Annotated in this window: 8 protein-coding genes; 5 read left to right on the top strand and 3 right to left on the bottom strand. The window is 64.0% G+C overall.

Annotated elements, in window-relative coordinates; genetic code table 11:
• Positions 1-16 precede the first annotated feature (16 nt).
• On the top strand, positions 17-448 hold the full coding sequence (locus ACSU04_RS01625; protein WP_439278141.1) for a SufE family protein: 432 nt from the start codon (positions 17-19) through the stop codon (positions 446-448).
• On the opposite strand, the gene ACSU04_RS01620 is transcribed toward ACSU04_RS01625, so the two are convergent.
• A complete protein-coding gene (locus ACSU04_RS01620) occupies positions 449-1,603 on the bottom strand; it encodes an alpha/beta hydrolase family protein (protein WP_439288209.1) in 1,155 nt (384 codons plus the stop codon).
• A 25-nt stretch (positions 1,604-1,628) separates the two neighbouring features.
• Here ACSU04_RS01620 and ACSU04_RS01615 point away from each other — a divergent pair, with 25 nt between their 5' ends.
• The 4 genes from ACSU04_RS01615 to ACSU04_RS01600 all read left to right on the top strand — a co-directional run bounded on the left by ACSU04_RS01615 (position 1,629) and on the right by ACSU04_RS01600 (position 6,824).
• Complete coding sequence (locus ACSU04_RS01615; RefSeq protein ID WP_439278139.1) at positions 1,629-2,210, top strand: DUF3000 domain-containing protein; 582 nt, start codon at positions 1,629-1,631, stop codon at positions 2,208-2,210.
• Positions 2,203-3,396 carry a ribonuclease D gene (locus ACSU04_RS01610; protein ID WP_439288208.1) on the top strand — a complete coding sequence of 398 codons (1,194 nt, stop codon included), beginning with the start codon at positions 2,203-2,205 and terminating at the stop codon, positions 3,394-3,396. Before ACSU04_RS01615 ends, ACSU04_RS01610 begins: the two co-directional genes overlap by 8 nt.
• Positions 3,397-3,468: 72 nt before the next feature.
• The gene (locus ACSU04_RS01605) at positions 3,469-4,674 is read left to right on the top strand and encodes a thiolase family protein (RefSeq protein ID WP_439278137.1); all 1,206 of its coding nucleotides are present in this window, start codon (positions 3,469-3,471) and stop codon (positions 4,672-4,674) included.
• Positions 4,675-4,679: 5 nt separating this feature from the next.
• Complete coding sequence (locus ACSU04_RS01600) at positions 4,680-6,824, top strand: 3-hydroxyacyl-CoA dehydrogenase NAD-binding domain-containing protein (RefSeq protein WP_439289400.1); 2,145 nt, start codon at positions 4,680-4,682, stop codon at positions 6,822-6,824.
• A 64-nt stretch (positions 6,825-6,888) separates the two neighbouring features.
• Here ACSU04_RS01600 and dxs read toward each other — a convergent pair whose 3' ends face one another.
• Positions 6,889-8,829 (bottom strand): 1-deoxy-D-xylulose-5-phosphate synthase, encoded by a 1,941-nt coding sequence (gene dxs / locus ACSU04_RS01595; protein WP_439288207.1) that lies wholly within the window; start codon positions 8,827-8,829, stop codon positions 6,889-6,891.
• 150 nt (positions 8,830-8,979) lie between these two features.
• Positions 8,980-11,811, bottom strand: coding sequence for an aconitate hydratase (locus tag ACSU04_RS01590; protein WP_439278135.1), 2,832 nt, complete (start codon positions 11,809-11,811; stop codon positions 8,980-8,982).
• Positions 11,812-11,817 lie beyond the last annotated feature (6 nt).

The raw sequence follows: 11,817 nt of genomic DNA, 5'->3' as shown, positions 1-11,817 counted from the left end.
TGGGAGAATTGCAGGGATGAGCACCACGCACCTTCCTGACACCCTCGCGCAGATCCGCGACGACTTCCTCGAACTCCCCGAGTCCGAGCGTCTTCAGCTGCTGCTGGAGTTCTCCTACGAGCTCCCCGCTGTGTCCGAGGCGGTCGCGAGTCATCCAGAGATGTACGAGCGCGTGGCCGAGTGTCAGTCGCCCGTCTACATCTACGTCGAAGTCGCTGATGGCGTTGTCACCATGCATGCGACGGCGCCACCCGAGGCTCCGACGACGCGCGGATTCGCCAGCATCCTGGTGCAGGGCATCACCGGTCTCACTGCCGATGAAGTACTCGCGATCCCGGACGACTACTCACAGTCGATCGGGTTGACCCGCGCCGTGTCGCCGCTGCGAATCGGTGGAATGACCGGGATGCTGCTGCGCGTGAAGCGACAGGTCACTCAGAAGCGCTGATCAGTCAGAAGGGCTGAAGCCGTTCGCGCTCGTCCAGTCGGTGATCGCCCCGGTCCAGCTCATCTGGTCGTAATTCCAGAGCTTGGTGTGCCGCGCCACGGTGAATCGTGGCATGGTGACGAGGTCCGGTCGTGCTTCGGCAAGCGCGTGCGAGGCATCCGCAGGCACAAAGCCGTCATCGTCGCTGTGCAGCACGAGAATTGGCACGGTGAGCTCATCGGCTCGCGCGACCATGTCGAGTTTGTCGAAAGGGATCGTTTCGCCTGACCCGCTTAGACGCGCCGTCAATGGAGACGACAGTGCGTTCATCGCCAGGGCAGGGAACGGAGCGCGGATGCCGGATTCTCGTGCCTGGAATCGCAGCACCGTACGCCAGTCGACGACAGGAGACTCCAGTATGAGACCGGCGATCTTCTCTCGGTGCGCGGATGACACAGCGGTCTGCAGCGCGATCGCACCGCCCATCGACCAGCCCATCAGCAGCACTCGCGTGGCACCGTGGCGAAGCGCGTAGCCGATCGCCGCGTCCACATCTCGCCATTCCGATGCACCCAGCGCGTAGGAGCCACCACGCACGCGCGGTGCTTCGCCATCGTTGCGGTAGGAGACGACAAGGTTGGGCAGCCCCATCCCGTGAAACACCGGCACCGCACGTAGGCACTCAGATCGAGCCCCACCGCGGCCGTGGACCTGGATCACCCAGGTCGTCGATTCGGCAGGAAAGAGCCAGGCAGGACAGGGCCCTGCCGGCGACCCGATCAACAAAGATTCCCACGGCAGGTGCAACTCGCTCGGTGTGGAGTAATACCAGCCACTGAACGATGCCGCGCGATCGAGCTTCGCACCCGTCTCGACCTGTGTGAGCAGCTTGCGCCGTACTCGCTTTTTGTCCGCGCTCAGCACCGCACCGAGCTTCACATAGCCCGTCGTGCCGGTGGTGAACAGGCCATACCGGCCCGGCAACTCGGTATCGGGCGTGCGAGTGAGCTCGATCGTCTGTGCGCCGGTATCTACCGCGAGGATCTCGGTGTCAGTGACACGAACACCTGGTGTGACCACCTTTCGGGCGATCGCGAACACAAGAAACATCGCTGCGGCGCCCAGAGCGAGCAGTGCGGGTACCAACAGCGCAACGGCGTGCCTGAGACTCTTCATCGCTTCCTGACTCTAGCCTGTTCCCGTGACCGCACATCCCGATGCCGGAGCGCACTTCGAACGTGCCGCAGCAGAACTGCGCGACACGGTGTTCCGTGATGACATCGTGGTGCGTGAGATTGCGGCACCGCAGGGGCTCGCGCCCTTCGCGATCGCGCTCGCCGCTGACGTACGCCCCGATGACCATGGCGACTCGATCTACGGCACCGGGCGCTTCGTGCTTCTGCATGATCCGGAGGAGCCCAATGCGTGGGGCGGCGCATGGCGCGTCATCACGTTCGCTCAAGCGCCCCTGGAGCCTGAGATCGGCACCGACCCACTGTTGGCGGATGTGACCTGGTCGTGGCTCGTGGATGCACTGGCGTCACGAGATGCGGTCTACCACGCAGCATCCGGCACCTCAACGAAGACCCTGTCAAAGGGGTTCGGCGGTTTGAGCGATGAAGGCGACGGGGCGCAGATCGAACTACGCTCGTCTTGGACACCGGAAGAACCATTCCGGCCACACGTAGAAGCATGGGCCGAACTCGTCGGCATGCTCGCCGGGCTTCCGCCCGGGTCAGAAAACATCGCCGTGTTCGGCGCACGAAGGGCAGGTCGTGACTGAGTACACCGTCATCGACGATCCGATCGAGTTCAAGGCAGCCTGCGAGCTGCTCGCGGCGGGAACCGGACCGGTTGCTGTCGACGTCGAACGCGCTTCCGGTTTCAGATACTCGCAGCGCGCCTACCTTGTGCAGGTATTCCGTCGCGACGTCGGCGTTTTCCTCTTCGACCCCCCTGCGATAGGTGACTTCTCGCCTCTGCAGGACGCCATCGGGAACGTCGAATGGGTTTTCCACGCCGCCAGCCAGGACCTCCCGTCTCTGCGTGAACTCGATTTAGACCCGGCGAGCATCTTCGACACCGAGCTCGCCTCCCGCTTGCTCGGCCACGATCACGTCGGTCTCGCGGCCGTCGTCGAAGAGACCCTCGGCATCACGCTCAAGAAAGAGCACTCCGCAGCGGACTGGTCGACCAGACCGCTGCCCAAGACGTGGCTGGACTACGCGGCTCTCGATGTACTCCACCTGATCGATGTGCGCGATGCGATCGCCGCTGAACTCGACGAGCAGGACAAGACCGAGTTCGCACGACAGGAGTTCGCTGCGACCCTGGCGCAGCCGCCGCGACCACCGCGTGAAGACCCCTGGCGTCGCCTGAGCGGTCTGCATCAGGTCAAGGGCGCGCGCGGTCTCGCCATCGCCCGATCAATGTGGGAAGCGCGCGAAGAGTACGCCCAGCAGGAGGACACCTCTCCGGGACGCCTCGTCCCCGATCGCTCGTTGGTCGCCGCTGTGCTTGCGAATCCTCAGAGCAAACAGGCACTCGCCAGCGTGCCGGCTTTCACCGGACGTGCCAGCCGTTCGCAGCTGGATCGATGGTGGCAGGCGATCGTGCGCGGTCGCGAGGCGGAGATCCTCCCCCGCGTGCGAGTGTCCAACGATGCGCTCCCGCCCGCGCGGGCGTGGGCCGAACGCAACCCGGAAGCTGACGCACGGCTCAAGCTCGCGCGGCCTGTTGTCGAGGCTCAGGCCGAAGAACTGGCGATGCCCACGGAGAATCTGCTCAAGCCGGACACCCTGCGCCGCCTGGCCTGGACGCCCCCGGAACTGACGACGGATGCCATGTCGACTGCGCTCGAAACGCTCGGCGCGCGCGCATGGCAGATTGAGCAGACTGCACAGAAGATTGTGGATGCCTTTGTAGAAGCAGCGCAATCGCCTGAACCGGCCGTCGTGTCGGAGTCGTAGGTTCAATCCAAGCGATTCCATTCGCATCGCTGCGACTCCTAGGCTGAGGTCATACCTAACCTTGGAGGCAGAGTGGCCGAGATCTCGGACGTCTTCTTCGTCGATGGCGTGCGCACCCCGTTTGGGCGCGCCGGCGAAAAAGGCATGTACTGGAACACCCGCGCAGACGATCTCGCCGTGAAGGCGACGATCGGTTTGATGGAGCGCAACACAAGCGTTCCCGCGGACCGCATCGATGACGTCGCAATCGCGGCGACATCCCAGACCGGTGACCAAGGACTGACCCTTGGTCGCTCTGTGGCCATCCTCGCAGGACTCCCCAACACCGTTCCCGGCCTCGCCGTCGAGCGTATGTGTGCGGGTGCGATGACCAGCGTCACCACGATGGGCGCTTCCATCGGCATCGGCATGTACGATTTCGCACTCGCCGGTGGCGTCGAGCACATGGGGCATCACCCGATCGGCGCCAATGCCGATCCGAACCCGCGTTTCGTGTCGGAGAAGATGGTCGACCCCGGTGCACTGAACATGGGTGTCACCGCCGAGCGGATCTTTGACCGGTTCCCGCATCTCACGAAGGAGCGTTCCGACCGCTACGGCATGCTGAGCCAGCAGAAGGTGCAGGCAGCGTACGACGCGGGCAAGATCCAGCCCGACCTCGTGACTGTGGCCACCAAGGGCGCCGACGGCGCCTGGGGACTCGCCGCCGAAGACGAGGGGCGCCGCCCGCAGACCACGATGGCAGACCTGGCATCGCTCAAGACGCCGTTCCGTCCGCACGGTCGTGTGACCGCTGGCACTTCATCACCGCTGACCGACGGCGCAACCATGTCGTTGCTGGCCGGTGGTGGCGCGGTCAAGGAGTTCGGGCTCGCGCCCAAGATGAAGATGGTCTCGTTCGCCTTCGCCGGCGTGCAGCCGGAGATCATGGGCATCGGTCCGATTCCATCGACGGAGAAGGCACTGAAGAAGGCCGGTCTCTCGATCGCTGACATCGGGCTGTTCGAGCTCAACGAGGCGTTCGCGATTCAGGTCATCTCGCTGCTCGATCACTTCGGCATCGCGGACGACGACCCGCGAGTCAACCAGTGGGGCGGCGCGATCGCGATCGGGCATCCGCTCGCCGCTTCTGGGGTGCGGCTGATGATTCAGCTCGCGGCGCAGTTCGCCGAGCGTCCCGACGTGCGCTACGGCCTGACCGCCATGTGCGTGGGTCTGGGCCAGGGCGGCTCTGTCATCTGGGAGAACCCCCACTACGACGGCAAGAAGCGGAAGTGACGAACGTGACCGATTACGAATTGATCGATTTCTCCCCCATCGTCGCTCTGGCCGATGACGAAGTCATCACGCACTCCATCGTGCGCGATGTCCGCCTCGCATCCGGCAAGGTGCTGGCGCTGATCACGCTCGACAACGGCCGCGATCACAACCGACCGAACACGCTGGGTCCTGCCACGCTCACCGAGCTCGGCGAGACCCTGTCGACGCTCAAGGCGCGCGCAGCGGCTGGCGAAATTCAGGCGGTCGGCATCACCGGTAAGCAGTACATCCTCGCTGCCGGTGCCGATCTCTCCGACATCTCCAAGGTCGGGTCGACGGATCAGGCTCTGCTCATTGCGCAGCTCGGGCACAAGGTCATCGGCTCGCTCAGCGAACTCGGCGTTCCCTCGTTCGCGTTCGTGAACGGACTCGCACTCGGTGGTGGACTCGAGATCGCACTGAACTCGACCTACCGCACAGTGGATGCCTCAGCGGCCGCCATCGCGCTGCCAGAGGTGTTCCTGGGGCTTATCCCCGGCTGGGGTGGCGCGTACCTGCTGCCGAACCTCATTGGCATCGAGAATGCCCTCGAGGTCGTGATCTCGAACCCGCTGAAGCAGAACCGCGTCCTGAGGCCGCAGCAGGCCTTTGACCTGGGTATCTTCGATGCGATCTTCCCCGCGTCGACCTATCTGGAGAAGTCCCTCGCCTGGGCGGATGCAGTTCTCGGCGGCAAGAAGGTCGAGCGTAAGAACGAACCTGGCAAGATCGAGCGCCTCACCAAGTGGCCCATCGCCATCAAGATGGCGCGCGGAATGCTGGAGTCGAAGATCGGCACCGTTCCCAAGTCGCCATATGCTGCGCTCGAACTGCTCGACAAGGCGAAGAGTGGCACGAAGGCCGAGGGATTCGCGCGTGAAGACGCGGCGCTCGCCGAGCTCGTGACTGGCGATCAGTTCGCGGCATCCATGTATGCGTTCGATCTCGTGCAGAAGCGTGCCAAGCGTCCTGTCGGCGCGCCGGACAAGGCGTTGGCGAAGAAGGTCACCAAGGTCGGCATCATCGGCGCTGGCCTGATGGCCAGTCAGTTCGCGCTGCTCTTCGTCCGCAAGCTCCAGGTGCCGGTGCTCATCACCGATATCGATCAGGCGCGCGTCGACAAGGGCGTCTCCTACATCCATGAGGAGATCGGCAAGATCGAAGCGAAGGGACGTCTCGACAGCGACAGCGCCAATAAGCTGCGCGGTCTCATCCACGGCACCGTCGACAAGAGCGAGTACGCAGACTGCGACTTCGTCATCGAGGCAGTGTTCGAAGAGATCGGCGTCAAGCAGACGGTGTTCGGCGAGATCGAGAAGTTCATCGCTGACGACGCCATCCTTGCCACGAACACCTCGTCGCTGTCGGTCGAGGAGATCGGCGAGAAGCTCGCTCACCCCGAGCGGCTCGTCGGATTCCACTTCTTCAACCCGGTTGCGGTCATGCCGCTGATCGAGATCGTGAAGACGCCGGCCACCAACGAGCAGACACTGGCCACCGCGTTCGTGGTGTCTCGCGGACTCGGTAAGAACGGTGTTCTCACGGCCGACGCACCGGGCTTCGTGGTCAACCGACTGCTGGCGAAGGTCATGGGCGAGGCAGCTCGCGCCGTCTACGAAGGCACGCCCATCGTCGACGTCGAGAAGGCGTTCGGTCCGCTGGGCCTGCCCATGGGGCCGTTCCAGCTCATCGACCTCGTCGGCTGGAAGGTCGCCGCGCACGTGCAGGACACGATGGTGCGGCATTTCCCGGAGCGCTTCTACGCGAACGAGAACTTCCACGCACTGGCGGAGCTGGACAAGGTCGTCGAGAAGGACAAGGGCGGCCGGATCACCGGTTGGACGAAGGCCGCTGAGAAGGCACTCAAGGGCGCTGTGGGCTCCTCTCCTGCATCCGCTGACACGATTCTGCGCCGTGTGCAGGACGGTCTGGCACAGGAGATCAAGCTCATGCTCGACGAGGGCGTCGTCCCAGAGGTCGAGGACATCGATCTCTGCCTGATCCTCGGTGCAGGTTGGCCGTTCATCGACGGCGGCGCCTCGCCGTACCTCGATCGTGAGGGCGCTGCGGAGCGGGTCTTCGGTGGCACGTTCCACACTCCGCCGATCCGCGGCATCGCGAACAGCTGATCAGTTCACGACGAGAGCGGGGTGGCCTTCGGGCCGCCCCGCTTTCGCGTTGTCGGCACGTCGCTCAGCGTCGTTCGTGCAGCGGCAGGTCGATTGCGCCGGTCTCTCCCGCGTTGCGCGCGACCGGAATGCGGGTGCCGAGCACCTGCGCGACGACATCCTGAGCGATCTTGGAGGCCGTGAGTCCGGCATCCGCGAGGATCTGGTCACGGGATGCGTGATCGATGAACTCGTCGGGCAGACCGAGCTCATCCACAGCCGTGTCGATTCCGGCCTCGCGGAGTACCTGACGCACGCGCGTGCCGATCCCCCCGACGCGGATGCCGTCCTCCAGCGTGATGACGAGGCGATGGCGAGCGGCGAGCTCGACGACAGATTCCTGTACCGGAATCGCCCATCTGGGGTCGATCACGGTGGCACCGATGCCCTGCGCACGCAGGCGCTGGGCAACATCCATCGCCATGGCGGCGAACGGACCGATCGCGACGATCAGCACGTCTTCGCTCTCGCCACGCGAGAGCACATCGACGCCATCGCGCAACCGCTCGATCGCAGGCAGATCTTCGGCTACCGAACCCTTCGGGAAGCGGATCACCGTCGGCGCATCGTCGACTGCGACAGCCTCGTCGAGTGCTTCCTGCAACCGCGCGCCATCACGAGGCGCAGCAATACGAATGTGCGGCACGATCTGCAGCATCGCCAGATCCCACATGCCGTGGTGGCTTGGCCCGTCAGGACCGGTCACCCCTGCGCGATCCAAGACGAATGTCACACCGGCCTTGTGCAGAGCCACATCCATCAATACCTGGTCGAATGCGCGCCCCATGAATGTGGCATACATCGCGACGACAGGATGCAGTCCGCCGAAGGCGAGCCCGGCCGCCGAAGCCACCGCATGCTGCTCGGCGATCCCGACGTCGTAGACACGGTCGGGGAAACGCTCGGCGAACGGTGCGAGACCGGTCGGGCGCAGCATGGCAGCGGTCATGGCGATGACCTTCGGGTCACGCTCGCCCACGCCGACGAGAGCGTCAGCGAACACGTCCGTCCACCCCGTGCCACTGCTATTGAGCGGCTCACCGGTCACCGGATCCATGCTGTTGACGGCATGGAACTGATCTGCCTCGTCATCCAGCGCCGGCTGGTACCCGCGGCCCTTCTCAGTGATCGCGTGAACGATCACCGGCGCGCCATAGGACTTCGCGAGCTCGAGCGTCTCGATGAGTGCAGGAAGATCATGACCGTCAACGGGGCCGAGGTACTTGATGTCGAGATTCGAGTACAGCGCGACGTTGTTCGTGAAGCGCGACAGGAAGCCGTGCGTGCCACCGCGGACGCCACGGAACACCGCGCGTCCCACCGGCCCGAACAGACGGAAAAAGCGATCGGAGCGGTGGTGCAGGTCTTTGTATGCGCCGGCGGTGCGCACACGGTTCAGGTACCGCGACATTCCGCCGATCGTCGGAGCGTAAGAGCGGCCGTTGTCGTTCACTACGATGATGAGATTTCGGTCGTTGTCGTCGGAGATGTTGTTCAGCGCTTCCCAGGTCATCCCCCCGGTGAGCGCGCCGTCTCCGACCACTGCAATGACGTGGCGATCGGCGCGTCCGGTCGCCGTCAGCGCACGAGAGACGCCATCAGCCCAGCTCAGTGAGCTGGACGCATGCGAGGACTCGACAACGTCGTGCGGGCTCTCACTGCGCTGCGGGTAGCCTGCCAGGCCGCCACGCACGCGTAAGGCAGAGAAGTCCTGGCGCCCCGTGAGCAATTTATGCACATACGACTGATGGCCGGTGTCGAAGATGATCGGATCATCAGGTGACTCGAAGACACGATGCAGAGCGAGCGTGAGCTCGACGACACCGAGGTTGGGGCCGAGATGACCGCCTGTGCGCGAGACGTTCTCAACGAGGAAGGAGCGAATCTCCTCCGTCAACGTGATGAGTTGAGCGGGGCTCAGCTCGTCGAGATCTCGTGGACTCGTGATGCCGGGAAGAATGGGCATCCGCACCTCCTGAACGTCTTCGCCGATCGCCTCCTCGGAAACGGACGACGACCATCCGATCCTACCGCCGCGGGCAGAGAATCCCCCGAGGATGAACCGTAAAGGGCTCGGATGCCGAAGCATCCGAGCCCTTTATGCGATCAGAGTGGATCAGACCAGCGAACGCAGCACGTACTGCAGAATGCCGCCGTTGCGGTAGTAGTCCGCCTCACCGGGGGTGTCGATGCGGACGACCGCGTCGAACTCCACGGTCTGCTTGCCCTCAGCCGAGTGCGCGCTCGGCACTGCCGTGACGCGGACCGTCTTGGGCGTGGTGCCGTTGTTGAGCTCCTCGAGCCCGGTGATCGAGACGATCTCGGTGCCGTCAAGACCCAGCGTCTCCCAGCTCTCGCCGGCCGGGAACTGCAGTGGGACAACACCCATGCCGATCAGGTTCGAGCGGTGAATACGCTCGAAGCTCTCGGTGATGACTGCCTTGACGCCCAGCAGACTCGTGCCCTTGGCCGCCCAGTCGCGCGACGAGCCGGAGCCGTACTCCTTACCACCGAAGACGACCAGCGGCGTGCCCGCATCCTGGTAGTTCTCGCTGGCATCGTAGATGAACGTCTGCGGGCCATCCGGCTGCGTGAAGTCACGGGTGAAACCGCCCTCGACCTCTGCACCGTCGTTGACGGCGCGGACCAGCTGGTTCCTCAGGCGGATGTTCGCGAACGTGCCACGAATCATGATCTCGTGGTTTCCACGACGCGAACCGAAGGAGTTGAAGTCCTTCTGACGCACCCCGTGCGCCTCGAGGTACTTCGCCGCGGGCGTGCCGGACTTGATGTTTCCGGCAGGGCTGATGTGGTCGGTCGTGACCGAGTCACCCAGCGTCGCCATGACACGTGCACCCTGGATATCCGCGACCGGGGTCAGATCCATCGACATGCCGTCGAAGTACGGTGCCTTGCGCACGTACGTCGAGTTCTCGTCCCACTCGAAGATCGGTCCGGTCGGCGTCGGCAGGCTCGTCCAGCGCTCGTCACCGTCGAAGACAGTGGCGTACTGCTTGATGAACTGTTCACGCGAGATCGAGGAATCGACGATCGCCTGCACCTCATCAGGAGCGGGCCAGATGTCCTTGAGGAACACCTCGTTGCCATCGGTGTCAGTGCCCAGCGCGTCGACGTCGAAGTCGAAGTGCATGGAACCTGCCAGCGCATAAGCAACGACCAGCGGGGGCGATGCGAGGTAGTTCATCTTGACGTCGGGGCTGATGCGGCCCTCGAAGTTACGGTTACCCGAGAGCACCGCGGTCACAGCGAGGTCGTGTTCGTTGATCGCAGCAGACACTTCTTCGATCAGCGGACCGGAGTTACCGATGCAGATCGTGCAGCCGTAGCCGACGGTGTAGAAGCCGAGGCCTTCGAGATCCTTGTCGAGACCCGACTTCTCGTAGTAGTCGGTGACGACCTTGGAGCCGGGGCCGAGCGTGGTCTTGACCCACGGCTTCTGCTTCAGGCCGCGCTCGCGCGCCTTGCGTGCGAGCAGACCTGCCGCGATCATCACCGAGGGGTTCGAGGTGTTCGTGCACGACGTGATGGCGGCAAGAGTCACCGCACCGTGGTCGAGGATGTACTTCTCGCCGGAAGGCGTCGTCACCGGAACCGGCTTCGAGGAACCGTTCACACCGCTGGAAATGTGCACCGGACGGGTGTCGTGATCTTCCTCACCGGGGACTGCACCCGGGTCAGAGGCCGGGAACGAGTGCTTCGATTCCAGGTCAACGATCGAATCCGAGGTGCACGGCTCGGCGTAGTTGACGATGTCCTTCTCGAACTGCGACTTGGCATCCGAGAGCAGGATGCGGTCCTGCGGGCGCTTGGGGCCTGCGATCGACGGCACAACCGTGCCGAGGTCGAGCTCCAAGTACTCGCTGAAGATAATTTCGCTGTCCGGGTCGTGCCAGAGCTTCTGCTGCTTGGCGTAAGCCTCCACCAGCGCGACAGCCTGCTCGTCACGACCGGTGAGACGCAGGTAGTCCAGCGTCACATCGTCGATGGGGAACATCGCCGCGGTGGAACCGAACTCCGGGCTCATGTTTCCGATGGTCGCGCGGTTCGCGAGCGGCACGGATGCAACACCAGCGCCGTAGAACTCGACGAACTTACCGACCACACCGTGCTTGCGCAGCAGTTCGGTGATCGTGAGCACGACGTCGGTGGCGGTGACGCCGGCCGGGATCTCACCGTTCAGCTTGAAGCCGACGACGCGCGGGATGAGCATCGACACGGGCTGGCCCAGCATGGCTGCCTCTGCCTCGATGCCACCGACGCCCCAGCCCAGCACGCCAAGGCCGTTGACCATGGTGGTGTGTGAGTCGGTGCCGACGCACGTGTCGGGGTATGCCTGGAGGACTCCGCCGTTGGTTCGGTCATAGATGACCTTGGCGAGGTGCTCGATGTTCACCTGGTGCACGATGCCGGTTCCCGGAGGAACGACCTTGAAGTCGTTGAACGCGGTCTGGCCCCAACGCAGGAACTGGTAACGCTCGCCGTTGCGCTCGTACTCGATCTCGACGTTGCGTTCGAGCGCGTTCTCCGAACCGAACAGGTCGGCGATCACAGAGTGGTCGATGACCATCTCAGCGGGCGAAAGCGGGTTGATCTTGTTCGGGTCGCCGCCCAGAGCAGTCACGGCCTCGCGCATGGTGGCGAGGTCGACGATGCAGGGCACACCGGTGAAGTCCTGCATGACCACACGGGCCGGCGAGAACTGGATCTCCGTTGTGGGCTCTGCCGCGGCATCCCACGAACCGAGCGCCTCGATCTGCGACTTCGTCACGTTGGCACCGTCTTCGGTGCGAAGAAGGTTCTCGAGGAGAACCTTCAGGCTGAACGGGAGCTTGTCGAAGCCCGGAACCGTGTCAACCCTGAAGATCTCGTAGTCGGTACTGCCGACTGTCAGGGTGCTCTTGGCACCGAAGCTATTCACCGTGGACACGAATCC

It is taken from the genome of Microbacterium sp. A84 (assembly GCF_051842815.1).
In the GTDB taxonomy this organism is placed as follows: Bacteria; Actinomycetota; Actinomycetes; order Actinomycetales; family Microbacteriaceae; genus Microbacterium.
The sequence above is the reverse complement of the archived record's forward strand: the minus strand, read 5'-3'. Positions and strand labels throughout refer to the sequence as shown.

Bases quoted from the DNA above. Each gene is read 5' to 3' on its own strand.
- dxs (WP_439288207.1), bottom strand. From the start codon at position 8,829: ATGCCCATTCTTCCCGGCATCACGAGTCCACGAGATCTCGACGAGCTG.
- ACSU04_RS01620 (WP_439288209.1), bottom strand. From the start codon at position 1,603: ATGAAGAGTCTCAGGCACGCCGTTGCGCTGTTGGTACCCGCACTGCTC.
- ACSU04_RS01625 (WP_439278141.1), top strand. From the start codon at position 17: ATGAGCACCACGCACCTTCCTGACACCCTCGCGCAGATCCGCGACGAC.